Annotated in this window: 11 protein-coding genes; 6 read left to right on the plus strand and 5 right to left on the minus strand. The window is 71.9% G+C overall.

Features of this window, described 5'->3' with window-relative positions:
- Positions 1-21 precede the first annotated feature (21 nt).
- The 3 genes from JMF97_RS06575 to JMF97_RS31935 all read left to right on the plus strand — a co-directional run bounded on the left by JMF97_RS06575 (position 22) and on the right by JMF97_RS31935 (position 5,857).
- Positions 22-1,689, plus strand: coding sequence for a hypothetical protein (locus tag JMF97_RS06575; RefSeq protein WP_203220679.1), 1,668 nt, complete (start codon positions 22-24; stop codon positions 1,687-1,689).
- Between the two features lie 150 nt (positions 1,690-1,839).
- Positions 1,840-2,208, plus strand: a complete 369-nt coding sequence (locus JMF97_RS06580) for a hypothetical protein (RefSeq protein ID WP_203220680.1) — start codon at positions 1,840-1,842, stop codon at positions 2,206-2,208.
- Between the two features lie 4 nt (positions 2,209-2,212).
- Entirely contained in the window at positions 2,213-5,857 is a 3,645-nt protein-coding gene (locus JMF97_RS31935; RefSeq protein ID WP_203220681.1) for a caspase, EACC1-associated type, read from the plus strand.
- A gap of 45 nt (positions 5,858-5,902) precedes the next feature.
- Here the strand turns inward: JMF97_RS31935 and JMF97_RS06590 are convergent, their stop codons facing one another.
- Together JMF97_RS06590 and JMF97_RS06595 are read right to left on the minus strand one after the other, a co-directional pair.
- Complete coding sequence (locus JMF97_RS06590) at positions 5,903-9,013, minus strand: bifunctional [glutamine synthetase] adenylyltransferase/[glutamine synthetase]-adenylyl-L-tyrosine phosphorylase (protein ID WP_203220682.1); 3,111 nt, start codon at positions 9,011-9,013, stop codon at positions 5,903-5,905.
- The gene (locus JMF97_RS06595) at positions 9,013-9,780 is read right to left on the minus strand and encodes a type 1 glutamine amidotransferase (RefSeq protein ID WP_203220683.1); all 768 of its coding nucleotides are present in this window, start codon (positions 9,778-9,780) and stop codon (positions 9,013-9,015) included. Before JMF97_RS06595 ends, JMF97_RS06590 begins: the two co-directional genes overlap by 1 nt.
- Positions 9,781-9,906: 126 nt before the next feature.
- Between JMF97_RS06595 and JMF97_RS06600 the strand changes: the two genes are divergently transcribed.
- Both JMF97_RS06600 and JMF97_RS06605 read left to right on the plus strand, forming a co-directional pair.
- Entirely contained in the window at positions 9,907-10,782 is an 876-nt protein-coding gene (locus tag JMF97_RS06600) for a S66 peptidase family protein (RefSeq protein WP_203220905.1), read from the plus strand.
- Between the two features lie 150 nt (positions 10,783-10,932).
- Positions 10,933-11,478, plus strand: coding sequence for a hypothetical protein (locus tag JMF97_RS06605; RefSeq protein ID WP_203220684.1), 546 nt, complete (start codon positions 10,933-10,935; stop codon positions 11,476-11,478).
- 101 nt (positions 11,479-11,579) lie between these two features.
- Here the strand turns inward: JMF97_RS06605 and JMF97_RS06610 are convergent, their stop codons facing one another.
- From JMF97_RS06610 to glnA, 3 genes are all read right to left on the minus strand, one after another.
- The gene (locus JMF97_RS06610; RefSeq protein WP_203220685.1) at positions 11,580-14,621 is read right to left on the minus strand and encodes a carbohydrate binding domain-containing protein; all 3,042 of its coding nucleotides are present in this window, start codon (positions 14,619-14,621) and stop codon (positions 11,580-11,582) included.
- Between the two features lie 263 nt (positions 14,622-14,884).
- On the minus strand, positions 14,885-15,310 hold the full coding sequence (locus JMF97_RS06615; RefSeq protein ID WP_013735226.1) for a DUF350 domain-containing protein: 426 nt from the start codon (positions 15,308-15,310) through the stop codon (positions 14,885-14,887).
- A 97-nt stretch (positions 15,311-15,407) separates the two neighbouring features.
- Entirely contained in the window at positions 15,408-16,757 is a 1,350-nt protein-coding gene (glnA, locus tag JMF97_RS06620; protein ID WP_203220686.1) for a type I glutamate--ammonia ligase, read from the minus strand.
- Positions 16,758-16,969: 212 nt separating this feature from the next.
- On the opposite strand from glnA, the gene JMF97_RS06625 reads away from it, so the two are divergent.
- Positions 16,970-18,736 (plus strand): NAD+ synthase, encoded by a 1,767-nt coding sequence (locus tag JMF97_RS06625; protein ID WP_203220687.1) that lies wholly within the window; start codon positions 16,970-16,972, stop codon positions 18,734-18,736.
- Positions 18,737-18,782 lie beyond the last annotated feature (46 nt).

Genomic DNA, 18,782 nt, shown 5'->3' on the forward strand with positions numbered 1-18,782 from the left:
GAGCGCGGTACGGAGGTGGGCATGCGGGGCTCTCGGGTGGTGGCGCTGGCCGCCGCGTGTGCCGGTGCGCTCGGTGTGGCGTACCTCATCCTCCCGGCGATGGGTTCGGACCTGGCGGCGCAGGTGGCCCGGGCCGACTTCTTCGCCGCGCACGGCCCGACCCCGGTCGACCTTCGCTGGTACGGCGGGGTCCAGCAGTTCGGCTACAGCCTGCTCGCCCAGCCGGTGATGGCCCTGCTCGGGGTACGCCTCACCGGCGTCGTCGCCCTCGTCGCGGCGGCGACCGCGCTGGCCGCCCTGCTGGTCCGTACCCGGGTGCCCCGGCCGCTGCTCGGCAGCCTGGTCGGGGTGGTCACCATCGCCGGCAACCTGATCTCCGGCCGGATCACGTACGGCCTCGGGGTGGCCTTCGGCCTGGCCGCCCTGCTCGCCCTCACCTGGCGATCGTCCGGCGCATCGTCCGAGCCGGACGGGGCTGCTCCGGTCCGCTCCGGTCGGCTGCCGCTCGTGCTGGCCGGGGTCGGGGCGCTGCTGGCCTCGGCGACCAGTCCGGTGGCCGGCCTCTTCGTCGGCCTGGCCGGCGTCGCCCTGCTGCTGTCGCGCCGGTACGCCGACGGGCTGACCCTGGCGGTGACCGCCGCCCTGCCGTTGGCCGTGACCGCGCTGCTGTTCGGCGACGGCGGCTGGATGAACATCAGCCGTACCGACACGATCCGGGCGACGGTGACGGCCCTGCTGGTGGCCGTGCTTGTCGGGTACCGGCCGGTGTGGGTCGGGGCGCTGCTGGCCGCCGCCGGGGTGGTCGCGGCGGCGCTGGTACACACCCCGGTCGGCCTGAACGCCACCCGCCTGGCGAGCATGTTCGCGTTGCCGCTGCTGGCCGCCGCCGCTCACCGCCCCGCCTGGCTCGGATCGGCCCGGCGGACGGGCCCCCCGGCCGCCCAGCCACCGCCGGAACCGCCTGCCCTGCCGCCGTCGGTGGGCGCGATGCCACGGCGGGTCGGGGCGGTCGCGTTGGCTGTGCTGCTGGCGGTGGTGTGCTGGTGGCAGCCGCCGGTGGTCCCCGCCGACCTGCGGAGCATCGGCGATCCGACCGGCGACCCCGGCTACTACGCCCCGCTGCGCGCCGAGGTGGAGCGGCGTGGGCTCACCGGCCGGGTGGAGGTGCCGCCGACCCGTAACTACTGGGAGGCGGCCCGGCTGGGCGAGGTGCCGCTGGCCCGAGGTTGGCTGCGGCAGGCCGACATCGACCGTAACCCGCTGTTCTTCACCACCGTGCCCGGTGCGACCGGCACCGGCGTACCGCTGACGGTCGACAGCTACCGGGCCTGGCTGGACGACAACGCGGTGCAGTACGTCGCGGTGCCGGACGCCCCACTGTCCTGGGTGGGTCGGGCGGAGGCCGAACTGGTCGACGGCGGGCTGCCGTACCTGACCGAGGTCTGGTCCGACCGGCACTGGCGGCTGTACGCGGTCAGCGACCCGACGCCCCTGGTCGGGGCGCCCGGCGAGGTGCTGCACGCCGACGGCGCTTCGGTCACGTTCCGCACCGCCAGTGCCGGGACAGTGCCGATCCGGGTCCGGCACAGCCGCTGGTTGACCGCCTCCGACGGCGCGACCGTCGCCGCCGACGAGGGCTGGACCGTGGTCACCGTGCCGCGCGCCGGCACGTACACCCTCGGCAGTTGATCCGGTGACCCGCCGACTACCGGGCACGGGGGTCGGATAGTCGACAGATCGACCACAAGGGACGGTGATCTTTCGTCCCGGTCGCTACCCTTTGCGCTCCCGACAAGGCCCTCGTTGCTGACGACTGGAGGACCCGTGGCGGACAACGCCGTGGCGCAGGTGCAGATTCTCGCGGACGGCGACGTGCTCCGGGCAGAGCGACTGGCCAGATCGCTGGTAGGCGAACTGGCGGCGATCGACGGCCTCGACGTCCGGCCGGAGGAGGCCAGGGTCTCGTCCGGCCGCCCGGGTACGAAGGGCGCCGAACTGCTGAACGACGCCTCGCTGTGGGTTTTCCTCACGGCCGGTGCCCACGCCGGTGGTCGCGTCCTGCTCGCGACGATTCAGGCGTGGCTCGAACGCGACCGCAACCGGCGGGTACGCCTCACCATCGGTGACCGCAGCATCGAGTTGCCCGCGACGACGACCGCCAGTCAGGAGCGCCTCGTCGAACTGTTCCTACGAGATGGTGGGCAGTAGCGGCGTGTCGTCCGGGGCACGCCGGGCTCTGCTCATCGGGGTGGAGCGCTACGACAGCGCCGCCTTCAACCCACTGCCGTCCTGCCGGGCCGACATCTGGGCTATGAGCCAGGTTCTCCGGCATCCGGCGATCGGCAGGTTCGACGACGTCACCTCGCTGCCGGATCCGACCGCGGTCGACATGCGCCAGGAGATCAGCCGTTTCCTGGAGGAGGCCGGTCCGGCGGACCTCGCCCTGCTCTACATCAGCTGCCACGGCTTCCGGTTGCGGTTCAGCTCCGGCGAGTTCTTCTTCGTGGCCCGCGACACCGATCCGGATCGTCCGGCCGAGACGGCGGTCTCCGCCGGCTTCGTCAACGAGCAACTTGAGGGATGCCGAGCCCCTCGGAAGGTCACCATCATCGACGCCTGCGACAGCGGCGGGTTCGCGGTCGGACTGCGTACCCGGGACGAGAAGGGCGCCAGGCAGACGGCACCGCTGCAAACCCGAGGTGTCTACGTCCTGTCCTCGTCCGGGGTCGGCGAGGTGTCGTACGCCGGCACGTCCGCAGCGTCCGCGAGCCCCACCCCCTCGGTGTTCACCGCCGAGATCGTCACCGCGTTGCAGACCGGTCGCGCCGACCACGACGGCGACGGCAAGGTGTCCGTCGAGGACCTCTTCCACTACGTGGCACCCCGGGTACGCGCGCACGAACTCGGCTCCCGCCAAGCCCCCGTCTACTCCTCCGTCGGCGTCAACTCGAAGGTCATCCTCGCGGACGTGATCTCCGGCGGGGCTGTCCGGCTGGAGGCGACACCGCCCGATCCGACAAACACCGGGGGCGGCCGATCCGAGTCACCGAAGCAGCATTCGGGTGACGTACCGGCCAGTCCGGGGTGGACACAGTTGCTCAGCTACTACGAGGCGTGTCTGCAGAACACCGACGACAGCCCGCTGTTGCAGCTCAGCGACGAAGGCGACCGGTACGTGCTGCTGCCCGGCCGCGAACGCGTCCTCTCCGGTGGCGAGGACGGTGACGATCACGTCGTACTCACCGACGGCACCGCCGACTGGGCGCGCACCGTCACGGAATCCGGCGACGAACTGTGGGCCGGTTACCCCGCCGTCCTGTTGTACGGCCCGCCGGACCGACCGTGGCGGGAACCCCGCTTCGCGCCTCTGCTGGTACGACGGGTGGAGGTGATCGACGACGGCGACACGCTGCGGTTGGCGGCTGTCGGCCCGGCTCAGCCCCATCCCGGGCTCGCCCGCGAGCGGCTCGGGCCCGAGCAGACCCAGCACCTGCTCTCCACGTACTTCGCGACCTGGCATGCCGGCATGTACGGCCAGATGGTCCGGGACGTGCGCGCACTGTTGCAGACCGAGTTCGAGCTGCCGATGGTGGAGGAACTGCGGCCGGAGCTGCTGGCTGGCGTCCTCGACCAGCGCACACCCACTGCGGGCGCGCGCAATGTCGCCGTCCTGCACCGGGTCTCACGCAACCAGGCGGTCGCGGGCCTGCTGAAGGATCTTGCCCAGATCCGGGCCTCGACGGCGCAGATCGGTCGTACGGCGCTCGGTGCCCTGCTGGGCGATGAGCGGCAGCCGGTCGACGCGCCGAGCATCAGCCTGGTCACCCCCCTGCCGTGCAACGAGTCCCAGCGGGCGGTGATCGAGTCCGCGATGACGGCGACGCTGACGGTTGCCACCGGGCCACCCGGCAGCGGCAAGAGCCAACTCGTCACCAACGCCGTGGCGACAGCCGTCGCGGCCGGGCAGAAGGTGCTTGTGGCGTCCACGAACAACACCGCCGTCGACGAGGTGTGGCAACGGTGCAGGAGACTGCTTCCCGGCCTGTTGGTGCGTACCGGCAGCCGCACCGGCGCGATCAACTACGCCGACAATGAGACGGCGGAGCTGACCCAGTTGGTGACGCTCGGGCCGGCGAGCATCAATCCCTCGTCCGCGCGGGCTGCGCTGCACCAGAAACACGCCACGCTGGACGCCGCCCGTTCCCGGCTCGCCGAGATCGCCACGCGGGAACGGGAACTCCTGCACGTGGCGCTGGCCCGAGAACGGCTCGCCGACGCGCTCGGCGGCACCGTCGAGGAACTGACCGACCGCTTCGGTGGCGATGATCGGCTCGCCCGGTGGGAACGCCGGGCGCGACGCTGCGCCGACGCCGGGCTGCTCGGTGCCTGGCGTCGGCGGCGGTTCCTGCGATCGTTGGGGCACCCCGGCTCGCCGACCCCGCAGACCTGCCGGGCATGGTCCGACCTGGCCGCCGCGCAGCGCCACTGGATCACGCTACGGGGGCAGGCCGAAGGCCAGCCGGACGACGACTGGCTGGCCGCCGACCTGGCGCGGGCCGAGGCGGCCGCGCAGCAGGCGTCCCACGTGCTCGTCGACAGTGCGGTGCGGGCCCACGTGCAGAGCGGACGGCATCTGATCGAGGGCCTGTTGAAGGTACGGCGTGACGGCGCCGGCGACTGGCCGGCGGTCAAGCGCACGCTCGGCGCGGTACGCGGCTGGGCGGTGAGCAGTCTCTCGGCACGTCGTTTTCCGCCTGAGGCCGGCCTGTTCGACCTGGTCGTCATCGATGAGGCGAGCCAGTGTTCGGTGCCGCAGATCATTCCGCTGCTGTTCCGGGCTCGACGTGCCCTCGTGATCGGTGACCCCATGCAGTTGCCGCACATTCCCGGCCTCACGGCCGACCGGGAGACCACGGCACGCCGCAGTGCGGGCCTACGGGCCGACTGGCTGGAGGATCGGCAGCTCTCCTACCGCAGGCACTCGGCCTTTCACGCGGCCGAACGCGCGGCGGGCGGCAGCCAGCTGCTCGACGAGCACTACCGCTGCCATCCACAGATCGCCGACCTGGTGAACCGCCTGTTCTACGGTGGGCGGCTCACGGTGCTGACGGACACCAGGCGCCAGCACCGGATCGACCGCCCGCCCGTGGTGTGGGTGCCGGTGGCAGGGCAGCCGGCTCGGCCACCGTACGGGGGTTCATGGGTCAACGGGGCGGAGGCCGCGAAGATTCACGACTGTCTCGACTACCTGCTGAAGGTGCTGCCGCCCGAAGCCACCGTAGGCGTGGTCACGCCGTACAAGGCGCAGGCCGAACGCCTGGCCGGTCGGTGGCGGGACGAGCCGCGGGTCCGGGTCGGTACCGTGCACACCTTCCAGGGTGGGGAGCGTGATGTCATCGTCCTCGGCCTGGTGGCCGGGCCGGCGATGCCGGCGAGCAGCGTCGCCTGGTTGGAGGGGGAGCGGAATCTCTGGAACGTCGCGATCAGCCGCGCCCGAGCCCACCTGCTCGTCGTCGGCAACCAGCAGTTCTGGGCCACCCGCACGGGCCTCGGCGCGGATCTCGCGGCCGCGGGCGCCCCGGCCGGCGAGGAGGCGTACGACCCCGTACTGCAACGGCTCTACGACCACCTGACCGGGGACACGGGCGCCGTCACGCTCGGCGCGACGGTCAACGGACACCGATGTGATGCCCTCGTCGACGGGCGTACCGCCGTACTGCTGGACCGCTCCACCGCCGACGCGGACCTTGCCCGGCACCTGCGCCTGCAGTACCAGCGTCTCGCCGTCCTGACCGACGACAACACCCGTGCGGTCCGGGTACCCGCGTGGACGCTGTACGACAAGCACCGGCGTTAAGAAGGGGCCCTTCCTCTACTGCAGGCGTTAATAAGGTGCCCTTCCTTACATCTCCAGGACGCGTTCGGCGGCGGTACGGGAGCGGCGGCCGGTGCGCAGGTATTCGTCGAGGAACTCGCCGGGGTCCTCGGCACCGAGCAGCCGGACCACCCCGGCCAGTTCCACGCCGTGCCGGGGCAGTTGATCCCCGGCCCGGCCCCGGACCAGCATCAGCGCGTTGCGGACCTGCGCCGCGAGGGTCCACCCGGCCGCCATCGCCTCGGCGTCCGCCGGGTCGACCAGGCCCAGGTCACGGGCGGCGGTGAGGGCGTCGAGGGTACGGGTGCCGCGCAGCGCCGGGTACGCCCCGGCGTGGCGCAGTTGGAGCAGCTGCACCGCCCACTCGACGTCGGCCAGACCACCCCGACCCAGTTTGGTGTGGGTGGCCGGGTCGGCGCCCCGGGGCAGCCGCTCGGTCTCCACCCGCGCCTTGATCCGGCGGATCTCGATGATCTGTTCCCGGGTCAACCCGTCGGCCGGGTACCGGACCGGGTCGACGAGCTGTTCGAACCGGGTGCCCAGGTCGGCGTCGCCGCAGACGCAGCGGGCGCGCAGCAGCGCCTGGGCCTCCCACACCTTCGACCAGCGGGCGTAGTACTGCTGGTAGGCGGCGAGGCTGCGGACCAGTGGCCCCTGCCGGCCCTCCGGGCGCAGGTCGGCGTCGACGCCGAGCGGCGGGTCGGGGGCGGGCATGCCGAGCAGTCGGCGCAGTTCCTCGGCGATGGCCTGGGCGGCGGCGCTGGCGGCGCTCTCGCTGACGCCTTCGGGCGGCTCGTAGACGAACAGCACGTCGGCGTCGGAGAGGTAGTTGGACTCGTACCCGCCTAGCCGGCCCATGCCGATCACCGCGAACTTCAGGCCCGGCATCGGCGGCTGGGCGGCCCGGGCGGTGCGCAGCGCGGCGGCGAGGGTGGCGTCGGTGACGTCGGAGAGGGCGGTGCCGACCGCGGTGATGTCGGCCAGTCCGGGGGTGGCCCGTTCGCCGTCGCCCCGCGAGGGTGCCAGCGAACCGGCCCGGCTGAGCACATCGGCGCAGGCGAGGCGGAGCAGTTCCCGGCGACGCAGCGCGCGGACCGCCCGGATGGCCTCGACCGGGTCGGTGTGCCGGCCCGCTGCGGCGGCGAACCCGTCGCAGAGCACGTCGCGGGGCCGGGCACGCAGTTCGCTCTCCTCGGCCAGCATGCGCAACGCCTCCGGCTCGCGGGCGAGCAGGTCGGCCGCGTACCGGGAGGAGGAGAGTACCCGGGCCAGGCGGCGGGCCACCGGCCCGGAGTCGCGCAGCAGCCGCAGGTACCAGGGGGTGCTGCCGAGGGAGTCGGAGACCTGGCGGTAGTTGAGCAGGCCACGGTCCGGTTCGGGGGCGTCGGCGAACTCGCTGAGCAGCACCGGCAGCAGGGTTCGCTGGATCGCGGCGGTGCGGCTCACCCCGCCGGTGAGGGCCTGGAGGTGACGCAGCGCCCCGGCGGGGTCGGCGAAGCCGAGGATCTCCAGCCGGTTGCGGGCCGCCTCGGGGGTCAGCCGCAGACCGTCGGCCGGCACCCGGGCCACCGACTCCAGCAGCGGGCGGTAGAGCAGCTTGGCGTGCAGCCGGCGTACCTCGGTGGCGTGGGTGTTCCACTCGGCGCGGAAGGCCTCGACGGCGCTGCGTCCTGGGCTGGCGGCGTACCCGAGGGCGGTGGCCAGCCACTTCAGCGCGCCCGGATCGGTGGGCACGGTGTGGGTTCGCCGCAGGCCCTGCAGTTGCAGGCGGTGCTCGACGCCGCGCAGGAAGCGGTAGCCGCGCAGCAGCGCCTCCCCGTCGGCCCGGCCGACGTAGCCGCCGGTGACCAGCGCGCGCAGGGCGGGGATGGTGCCGGGGGTACGCAGCGACTCGTCGCCGCGCCCGTGCACCAGTTGGAGCAGCTGCACCGCGAACTCGATGTCCCGCAGCCCGCCGGGGCCGCGTTTGATCTCGCGCTCCAACTCCTTCGGCGGGATGTGGTCGATGATCTTGCGACGCATGGCCCGGACGTCCTCGACCGCTTCCGGGCGCTCGGCCGCCTGCCAGAGCAGCGGGGCCAGCGTGTCGATCCACTCCTGACCCAGCGCCAGGTCACCGGCGGCCGGGCGGGCCTTGAGCAGGGCCTGGAACTCCCAGGTGCGGGCCCAGCGGCGGTAGTACGCCAGGTGGCTGGCCAGGGTGCGCACCAGCGGACCCCGGTTGCCCTCGGGACGCAGCGCGGCGTCGACCGGCCAGGCCACCAGCCCGCAGATGTGGATCAGCCGGGTGGCCACGGTGGTGGCCGCGGCGAGGTCGTCGTCCTCGGCCGCCACGAAGATCACGTCCACGTCGGAGACGTAGTTGAGTTCGCCGCCACCGCACTTGCCCATCGCCACCACGGCCAACCGGGGCTCGGCGGTGCCCTCGGGCAGCTCGCTCACGGCGATGTCGTAGGCGGCCGACAGGGTGGCGTCGGCCAGCGCGGAGAGCGCGACCATGGTCTGCTCCAGGCCGCGCCCGCCGGTCAGGTCGGCCGCCGCGATCCGCAACAACGCCAGCCGGTACGCCCGACGCAGCACCGCCACCGGGTTGCCGTCACCTGTCGCGTCCAGCCGCCCGTCGGCGGTCGGCGCGAGCCCGTCCGGCTCGGTCCGCAGCACCGCCCACTGGTCGGGGTTGGCGACGAGATGGTCACCCAATGCCGAGGAGGCCCCCAGCACGGCGATCAGCCGGCGCCGCAGCCCCGGATCGTCGTGCAGGGCCGCGAGCAGGGCAGATCCTGCCCCGATGCCGCCCGAGCCGCTGTCACCCGCACCGCTGCCGCCGGCAGCACCACCCGAGCCGCCGGCCCCGGACGTGTCCGTACCGGCGGCCGTGCCGTTGACGCCGGTACGGCTGCGGCGCTCCGCCTCGACGAGGCGGTGCAGTTGGCGCAGCGCCAGGTCCGGGTCGGCGGCCCGGGACAGCGCGGTGAGCAACTCCTGGGCCGCCTCGCCGCTGGGTTCCTGGGTCTGCGGTCGCCACAGGTCCAGGCCGGTCGGGCCGAGCAGGTCGGCGGCGCGGGCACCGCCGTCGGAGTCGGTGATGTCAAAGCCGTACCGGGCGAGCCGGCCGGTGGCGCTGGTCGGCCGGCCCATCAGTGCCCGAGCAGCGGCAGAGTGCGGCGCGGCCCGTCGTCGTCCAGTTCGCCGAGGGCCAGCGCGGCGAACCGGGCGGCGAACGGTTGCCAGACCTCTTCCACGTCGACCATCACCGCGTCGCAGGCGGCGACCACGAGATCCCGGTCGTAGCCCAGCTCGGCCAGCAACGCCGAGTCGGTGGCCCAGTCGGCGATCATCGCCGTGTCGCACTCGATGTGGAACTGCAGGCCCCAGGCCCGGTCGCCGAGGCGGAACGCCTGATGCGGATAGCGGGTGGAGGCGGCCAGCAGGGTGGCGCCGACGGGCAGTTCGGTGATCTCGTCGGCGTGCCACTGCAACACGTCCGGGATCAGCGGCACGTACCGGAACAGCGGATCGTTCTCGGCGGCGTCGCGCCGGCCGACCACGGCCGGGCCGACCTCGGGCCCGGCGGGGCTGCGCTCGACGGTGCCGGCGTGGGCGGTGGCGAGCAGTTGCGCGCCGAGGCAGATGCCCAGCGTCGGCAGTCGGTGCCGGACCGCCTTACGCAGCAGCGCCTCCACGTCGGGGAACCAGGCAGCCGACGGGGTCCCGTCGGTTGTCGGGAACGCCTGCTGGTCGCCGCCGAGCACCACCAGCGCGGCGTAGCCCGCGAGGTCGGCGGGAAGTTGGTCGCCGGCGTGCGGGCGAACCACGGACAGCTCCAGACCCGCCTCGGTCAGCCATTCCCCCAACCGCCGCGCATCGTCGGTCGGGTCGTTCTCGATCACCAACGCAGTTCCCACGTCGTCGAGGCTATCCGGTCGGGCCGATCGGGGCCGCGCGCGGGACTAGGCTCTCCGGCTGTGTCCGACCACACCGCTGCTGACCACGTCGTACGCCCGCCGGCCCTACGCGAGGGTGACACCGTGATGCTGGTCTCGCCGTCCGGGCCGACCCGCCCGGAGCGGGTGGCGCGGGGCATCGAACTGCTCACCGGCTGGGGTCTGCGGCCGGTGCTCGCCCGCAACGTGTACGCCCGGCAGGGCTACCTGGCCGGCGTCGACGCGCTGCGCGCGGCCGACCTGAACGCCGCCTTCGCCGACCCGCAGGTACGCGGGGTCATCTGCACCCGGGGCGGCTACGGGGCGCAGCGGGTGGTGGATGCGATCGACATGGCGGCGGTACGCCGGGATCCGAAGGTGGTGGCCGGCTTCTCCGACATCACCGCCCTGCAACTGGCGCTGTGGCGGGGTGCCCGGCTGGCCGGGGTGCACGGACCGGGGGCGGCCTGGCGCGACGAGCGCACCCCGCTGGCCTCCGCCGAGTCGCTGCACGCCGCGCTGACCCGTACCGAACCGGTCACCGTACGCGCCGTCGAGGCCGAGGAGACCTTCGCCGTACGGGTGCCGGGGCGGGTTGTGGGTCGGCTGCTGGGCGGCAACCTCTGCCTGATCGTGGCCTCGCTGGGCACCCCGGACATGCCGGACCTGACCGGGGCGGTGCTGTTGCTGGAGGACGTGCAGGAGCCGCCGTACAAGGTCGATCGGATGCTGACCCAGTTGCGTCGCGCCGGTGCGTTGGACGGGCTGGCCGGGGTGGCGGTGGGCCAGTTCACCGACTGTGCGGACGGCTGGGAGGTCAGCGTGGCCGACGTGCTCACCGAACGCCTCGGTGACCTGGGCGTGCCGGTGCTGGGCGGGCTGCCGATCGGACACGGCCCCGGTCAGCTCTCCGTCCCGGTGGGCACCCTGGCCACCCTCGACGCGGACGCCGGCACCCTCACCGTGGCCCCCGCCGTTTGCTGACCGTCTGCCCTCGCATCGACCCCCGAGGGCAGGTATGTCGGATTATTTCGGCCGAATTGCCAGCCCGCTGACAGGTTCGGCATGGGCCTCACCCAGACTGGCGGGTCACTGTCGGTGACGTCATCGCATCACCGACGAGTTGGAGGACCGATGTCCCGCACGATTTCGAAGAAGCACCTGCTGGGCGGACTGGCTGCCGCGGGTGTGCTCGCCGTGGGGATCGCCGCTCCCACCGTGGCGCTCGCCGACGACAAGGCCACCCCGAGCCCGAGCGCCAGCACGAGCGCCGAGGACCGCAAGGACGAGCAGCGGCCCGAGCGCGGTGAGCGCCATCAGGCGTTCGCCGAGTTGCTGGCCGAGGAGTTGGGCGTGCCCGCCGACAAGGTGACCGAGGCCCTGGAGAAGCTCCGCGAGCAGCACAAGCCGCAGGGCAAGCCGGAAGGCGAGCGCCCCGAGGGTCGCGGTGGCGACCAGCACCGTGGCGGCGAGCACAAGCGCGGTGGCGACCGTGGGCCGCAGCACTCCCCCGAGGACCGCAAGGAGGCCATGGCCGAGCGGCTCGCCAAGGCGGTCGAGGAGGGCAAGCTCACCCAGGAGCAGGCCGACGCGATCACCGCGGCCGTCGAGGCCGGCGTCTTCGGTGGCCCCGGCGCCAAGGGCGACAAGGGCGGTCAGGACGACACCGCCGGCAAGTGACGCCCCGGCACGGGTACGTGCCAGCTCGGTGACACCGGGCAGGACGGGGGCGGCATCCGAGAACCGGATGCCGCCCCCGCCGGCGTTTCACACCCCGAGGATCACCTCAGGTACGGGCCGGTCGCACCGATCTTCCCGGGGGCCGGGTTGCCGGGCAGGCTGAGCACGTACACCCGCAGGTTGCCCTTCCCGCTGACCGAAGCGGTCAGGGTGCCGTTCGTGACGACCTTGACGTCCCCGGTCACCGCGTCGGTGTAGGTGCCGTTGGGTACGCCGGTGAACGTGGCGCTGCCGGAGACGGTGACCAGCGCGAAGCTGTCCACCCCGCCCTCGGTGAAGCGGCGCTTGTACGCCATCTGGTTACCGCTGATCCCGGCCGTCGAGTACTGCCCCTTCTGCAGGGCGGGGATGGCCCGGCGGATCTGGTTGAGCCGCTGCACGTGCTTGACCAGCGGCCTGTCCAGGGTCTGGGCGACGGTGCCGGAGGCGCTGGCGACCACGCCGAAGTCGGCGGCGGTGACGCTGCCGGCCAGATGACCGCCGTAGTAGGCCCGGCCCGTGGTGGCCAGCGGGCAGCTCGGGCCGCAGTCGATCGGCGCGCCCTTCTGGAACTCGATCTCCGAGCCGTAGTAGAGCGTCGGGATGCCCCGGAACGTCCACATCAGGCTCATGTTCTCCGCCCACGCGTCGGTGCCGCCGGTGTAGCGCACCGAGGACTTGTTCGGCCCGTAGTCGTGACTGTCGACGTAGACCACGTTGTAGGTGGCGTCGTTGTAGCTGTCGTCGGAGTCCCGCCCGTTGCCGAAGGCGTTGTTCGCGTCGCCGAAGTTCATGTGCATCCGCATGTCGATGACGTTCATGCCGGAGAACCGCGAGTGGTCGGGCGTGTGGTAGTCGTTGCCGCGCAGGAAGGCGTTGTCGCTGGTCGGCTGGTTGCCGGTGCCGAGCAGCTGCTCGTACTCGTACTGCTCGATGGCGGCGCGGACGTCGCCCGGGCTGTAGTCGCGGCGCTCCTTCCAGGTGAAGAACTGGGCGGAGTGGTTGACCGAGCCACGGTTCCACTTGTCGTTGACGAACGCGGCCACCTCGCCGAAGACGTAGAAGTCCTTGCCCTTCTCGCCGTGCCGGGCCACCGCGTGCTGCTGGATGGCGGGCAGGAAGCGGCGGTTCCAGGTGACCCGGGGGATGTGTACGGCGGTGTCGATCCGGAAGCCGTCCACGCCCATGTCGATGTACTTGTTGTAGACGTCGATCAGGTACTGCTGCACCCGCTCGTTCTCGGTGTTGAAGTCGGCCAGGTCCTCGTGCAGCCAGCAACTGCGCGAGTCCTCGCCCTCCCAGTTGCCGATCCAGCACTGGTGGTAGAGGTCGGCGGGGAACAGGCCGCTGGTCGGCACGGGCCACTGGCAGTGGTAGACGGTGTAGCCCTCCCGGCTGTACGAACCGTTCGGGGTGCCCCAGCGCAGACAGCGGTTGTCCTCGGGGGCCGACGACGACCACAGGTCACCGTTGTACGGGCGGCCCTTGGCCTGGGCGTTCTGCGCGGCGGTCAGCGTCGGGTCGGCACCGTCGTGTTCGTCCATCGGGTCGTACTCCCGGCCGGCCTGCGGCTGGTCGTAGTACCACTTCCACTGTTCGTCGCGGACGCCGTACACGGTGGGGGTGAACAGGCCCTTGGCCCCCCACCGTGAGCTGTGGTTGTAGACCACGTCCTGGAAGATCTTGATGCCCTTGCCGTGCGCGGCGTTGATCAGATCCTGGTAGCTCGCGCCGGGGCTCTCCAGACGCGGGTCGACCCGGTGGAAGTCCCAGCCGTGGTAGCCGTGGAAGTCGTAGTCGGAGCGGTTCAGCACCACCGGGGTGATCCACAGTGCGGAGAAGCCGAGCGCCTTGATGTAGTCGAGCTTGTCGATCAGCCCTTGGAAGTCGCCCCGGAACATCGGGTCGTCGTTGGCCGCGTTGCCGGAGCGCACGTGCTGGCTGCCGCCCCGGTTGTTGCTCGGGTCGCCGTCGGCGAACCGGGCGGTCATCACGAAGTAGATGGTGTCCTCGCGGGGGTCACCGCCGAGCGGGCTGCCGCCGGCCGGGGCGGGTGGCGCGTCGCCGGTGGTCGCGGTGACCGGGTCACTCGCCGCCGACCGGTTGCCGGCCTCGTCGCGTGCCCGCACCGTCCACCGGTACGCGGTACGCGGCGACAGACCGTTGGCCACGTGGCGGGTGCCGGTGGTGGTCACCGTCACCGGTTCCGTCGTGCCGCCGGTGCGGGTCACCTCGTACCCGGTCACCGCCCGGTCGTCGGTCGACGCCGTCCACGTCAGGGTGACCTGGACGTTGTCCACCGTGGCGGTGAGTCCGGTCGGGACGGAGGGCGCGGTGGTGTCCGGTGGGGCGGGCGGCCCGCACGGGTCGGCTGCGGCCGGGGTGACCACGCCGCCGGAGACGGTGCTGCGGCCGGTGCCGATGGCGTAGTCCGCGCCGTTGTTGTTGTCCCACTGGCCGGCGCCGTTGTTGAAGGCCGCGGTGAGGCCACCGGCCGATCCCAGGTCGAGCACCTTGCGGGCCCACCCGGCGCAGGCCACCTCCATGGCCGTCCCCGGCACGGTCGTCCAGGCACCGCCGGTCGGGCGGTAGTGGATGTTCGCGGCGCTCCAGCCACGGGTGGTGAGCCGGTAGTAGACCTCGGCGGTCACTCCGCCGGGGGTACCGCTCGGTGTCGGCGAAGGGCTGCTCGCGGCGCACGGGTCGCCGCCGCCGATCCGCCCGCCGGACACGGTCGCCGAGCCGGTGCCGAGCCGGTAGTTGGCCCCGTTGTTGTTGTCCCAGGTTCCCGTGCCGTTGGTGAAGACCACCTGCAGGCCGGTGGCGGCACCCAGGTCGATGCTCTTGCGTTGCCAGCCGGTGCAGGCCGGCTCCATGGCGACGCCGGGCACGGGGGTCCAGGCGGCGCCGTCGACGCCGTAGTGGACGTTGACCGAGCCGCCCCAGGCGGCCGGTGGCTGGTAGTAGACCGTGATCGTGTTGGCGGCGGCGGCCGGCGTCACCGGCAGCAGACTGACCACGAGGGCGGCGGCGAGGGCGAGAACTCCCCACCGTCCCCGCTTTCGGCCGCGCGTGCCCGTACGGCTCGTCGAACGGTGTTCCATGGCTCTCCTGACACCCCGCGTCGGGCTCAGCCCGGCGCAACAACGCGAAAGGTGTTGCAAGCCCTTGCAGCAAAGGTTGCGAGGAAGTTACCAGCACGTATCCGCTGTCCACCAGAGACAGTTTTGGTCATCGATGGATTTCCGCTGGTGGAGAGCATGGAAATGGTTCGCAAGAATTCCAGGGGCATCCAGCCGACAAACGTCCCCGGACACGGCACACCCCGGCCGGGCAGGTGCCCGACCGGGGTGGATGCTCGATCAGCTCAGGCGATGCAGGCGCAGACGATCAGCGCGGCACCGAAGTGGCTGGCGGCGCTGACCTTCGCCACCGGGTGCGGCTCGTCGGAGCAGACGACCTCGCCGAGCTTGCCCGGGGTGAGCAGGTCCAGCACGACGAAGGCCAGCGCCATGATGCCGAGACCGATCAGTCCGAACAGCACCGTGGACGCCAGTCCCTTGGCGAAGTCGTGATAGCTGGTCAGGATCGCGGTGAACACGATCCCGGCGACGCCGAGCTGGTTGGCGGCGAGCAGCAATCCGGCGTTGGCGTTACGGCGTACCCAGATCAGGTCCCGCAGCTTGCCGGGGGTGAGCAGGTCGACCAGCCCGAAGCCGGCGGCCATCAGACCGACGCCCACGACACCGAACACCACACTCTGCCAGGCTCCGCTGAGCAGATCCTCCAACACCGACTGCCTCCCCGACCGTCATCTCCGACCGGCAGGGCGCCGGCACGGTGATCGAGACGATAGCGGCAGGCCGCAACGGCCGGCAGCGGTGGTCGGGTTACAGCGACAGGTAGTGCTGACGCTCGTACGGGGTGACCTCGCGGCGGTACTGCTCCCACTCGGAGCGCTTGTTGCGCAGGAAGAAGTCGAAGACATGTTCGCCGAGCACCTCGGCGACCAGTTCCGAGCCGGCCATCACGTCGATCGCCTCGGCCAGGTTCTCCGGCAACGGCTCGTACCCCATGGCCCGCCGCTCGGCGCTGCTCAGCGCCCAGACGTCGTCCTCGGCGCCCGGCGGCAGCTCGTACCCCTCCTCGATGCCCTTCATCCCGGCGCCGAGCAGCACCGCGAAGGCGAGGTACGGGTTGGCCGCCGAGTCGGGCGAGCGGATCTCCACCCGGGCCGAGTTCGGCTTGCCGTACGCCGGGACGCGGACCAGCGCGGAACGGTTCAGGTGCCCCCAGCAGACGTACGCCGGGCTCTCGGTGACCCGGTCCGGCAGCGCCTGCGGGAAGAGCCGCTTGTAGGAGTTCACCCACTGGTTGGTGACCGCGGTGTACTCCCGTGCGTGCGCCAGCAGCCCGGCGATGAACGCCCGAGCCACCTTGGACAGCTTCATCGGGTCGCTGGGGTCGTGGAACGCGTTGCGCTCCCCCTCGAACAGCGACAGGTGGGTGTGCATGCCGCTGCCCGGCTGGTCGGTGAAGGGCTTGGGCATGAAGGTGGCCTGCACCCCGGTGGAGAGCGCCACCTCCTTGACCACGTGCCGGAAGGTCATGACGTTGTCGGCGGTGGTCAGCGCGTCGGCGTAGCGCAGGTCGATCTCCTGCTGGCCGGGGGCCACCTCGTGGTGGCTGTACTCCACCGAGATGCCGATGCGCTCCAGCGCCAGCACCGCCTGACGGCGGAAGTCGCGGGCCACCGCGTGGGTGGTGTGCTCGAAGTAGCCGCCGGTGTCCACCGGGATCGGCACCGAGCCGTCCGCCGGCCCGTTCTCCAGCAGGAAGAACTCGATCTCGGGGTGGGTGTAGAAGGTGAAGCCCTTCTCCGCCGCCCGGGACAGCGCCCGACGCAGCACGTGCCGCGGATCGGCCCAGGACGGGCTGCCGTCGGGCAGCAGGATGTCGCAGAACATCCGGGCGCTCTCGCCGCTGACCCCGCCCTCGAAGGGGAACACCTGGAAGGTCGTCGGGTCGGGCATGGCCACCATGTCCGACTCGAAGACCCGGGCGAAGCCCTCGATCGCCGAGCCGTCGAACCCGATGCCCTCGTCGAAGGCGGCCTCCAACTCGGCGGGGGCGACCGAGACGCTCTTGAGCGTGCCGAGCACGTCGGTGAACCAGAGCCGGACGAAGCGGATGTCCCGCTCTTCCAGCGTACGGAGGACGAACTCCTGCTGACGGTCCACTGCCTCAACCTTCCGCGACTCTATGTCCGCCTTCGACCGGGCTTTACCCGACCTGACCGACCAGTCTTCACCGGCCCGATTACGCAGACGTTACGCGAACCGCCGACGCCGCGTCCCGCGCAGTCCCGACGTACGGTCGGTGGCCCGGACCGAGGGGCATCGGCTGCCCACGCCGACGTGTCGACCTCATCCCGCTGGGGCAAGATGAGGACATGCCCACCCTGCGTCTCGCCCTGTGCCAGGTCAACCCCAGCGTCGGCGACCTCACCGGCAACGCCGACATCGTCCGCGCCTGGTCCCGCCGCGCCGCCGACGCCGGCGCCCAGCTGGTGCTCTTCCCCGAGATGGTGCTGACCGGGTACCCGGTGGAGGACCTGGTCTTCCGGCGGTCCTTCGTCGCCGCGTCGAAGGCGGCACTGGACCGGCTCGCCGCCGACCTCGCCGCCGACGGGCTGGGTGAGGTGCCGATCGTGGTGGGCTACCTGGACGCCGACGGGCCACCGCAGGTCAGCGGGGACGCCGAGCCGGGCCGTGGGGCCCGCAACGCCGCCGCGCTGCTGCACCGGGGTGAGGTGCGAATCACCTACTTCAAGCATCACCTGCCCAACTACGGCGTCTTCGACGAGGACCGCTACTTCGTGCCCGGAGACACGCTCACCGTCGTCCGGCTCGGCGGCGTGGACGTGGCGCTGACCATCTGCGAGGACCTGTGGCAGGCCGGTGGGCCGTTCGCCGCCGCCCGGCAGGCCGACGTCGGGCTGGTGGTCAGCATCAACGGCTCGCCGTACGAGCTGAACAAGGACGACCTGCGGCTGCCGGTGGTGCGCCGCCGGGCCGCCGAGTCCCAGGCCACCATCGCCTACGTCAACATGGTCGGCGGGCAGGACGAGCTGGTCTTCGAGGGCGACTCGATGATCGTCGCGCCGGACGGCACCCTGCTGGCCCGGGCACCGCAGTTCGTCGAGCACCTGCTCGTGCACGACGTACAGGTGCCGTCGGCCGCCGAGGGCGACGAGATCGCCGACGGCGGCCAGGTGGGCGACGGGTTGCGGCTGGTCCGGCGTACGGTCGAGGGCCTCCCGCCCGCCCCGGACGGCCCGGCGGCTCTCGGCGGGGTCATCGAGCCGGTCGCCGACGAGGCGGAGGTGTGGCAGGCGCTGGTGCTCGGGCTGCGCGACTACGTCAACAAGAACCGCTTCCCGTCGGTGGTGCTCGGCCTCTCCGGCGGCATCGACTCGGCGGTGGTGGCGGCCATCGCGGTGGACGCGCTCGGCCCCGACCGGGTGGTCGGCGTCTCGCTGCCCAGCCAGCACTCCTCGGAGCACAGCCGGGAGGACGCCGCCGACCTGGCCAAGCGCACCGGGCTGGACTACCGGATCGAGCCGATCCAGCCGATGGTGGACACCTTCCTGGCGAACCTGTCGCTGTCCGGGGTGGCGGTGGAGAACCTCCAGGCCCGGGTACGCGGGGTGATCCTGATGGCCCTGTCGAACCAGGAGGGCCACCTGGTGCTCACCACCGGCAACAAGAGCGAACTGGCGGTGGGCTACTCCACCCTCTACGGCGACTCGGTCGGCGGCTTCAACCCGATCAAGGACGTGTGGAAGACGCTCGTGTGGCGGCTGGCCAAGTGGCGCAACGCCGAGGCGGCCCGGTCGGGCGGTACGCCGCCGATCCCGGAGAACTCGATCGGCAAGCCGCCGAGCGCCGAGCTGAGCCCGGGCCAGCTCGACAGCGACACGCTGCCCGACTACGACGTGCTCGACCCGATCCTGATCGGCTACGTCGACGGTGACCTGGGCCGCGACGGCCTGGTGGCCTCCGGCCACGACGCGGCGGTCGTGGACAAGGTGCTGCGGATGGTGGATACCGCCGAGTACAAGCGACGCCAGTCCGCACCCGGCACGAAGATCTCCATGAAGGCGTTCGGCCGCGACCGTCGGCTGCCGATCACCAACCGGTGGCGCGAGGACGGCTGAGCGCCGGGAGTGAATTCCTCCACTGCGACCTGTCGCGGGCGGAGTC

Source organism: Micromonospora fiedleri, from assembly GCF_016774385.1.
Lineage (GTDB): Bacteria > Actinomycetota > Actinomycetes > Mycobacteriales > Micromonosporaceae > Micromonospora > Micromonospora gifhornensis.

Excerpts from the sequence above, each read along its gene's own strand:
- JMF97_RS06610 (WP_203220685.1), bottom strand. The coding sequence starts at position 14,621 with ATGGAACACCGTTCGACGAGCCGTACGGGCACGCGCGGCCGAAAGCGG.
- JMF97_RS06605 (WP_203220684.1), top strand. The coding sequence starts at position 10,933 with ATGTCCCGCACGATTTCGAAGAAGCACCTGCTGGGCGGACTGGCTGCC.
- JMF97_RS06590 (WP_203220682.1), bottom strand. The coding sequence starts at position 9,013 with ATGGGCCGGCCGACCAGCGCCACCGGCCGGCTCGCCCGGTACGGCTTT.
- JMF97_RS06575 (WP_203220679.1), top strand. The coding sequence starts at position 22 with ATGCGGGGCTCTCGGGTGGTGGCGCTGGCCGCCGCGTGTGCCGGTGCG.
- JMF97_RS06625 (WP_203220687.1), top strand. The coding sequence starts at position 16,970 with ATGCCCACCCTGCGTCTCGCCCTGTGCCAGGTCAACCCCAGCGTCGGC.
- JMF97_RS06600 (WP_203220905.1), top strand. The coding sequence starts at position 9,907 with ATGCTGGTCTCGCCGTCCGGGCCGACCCGCCCGGAGCGGGTGGCGCGG.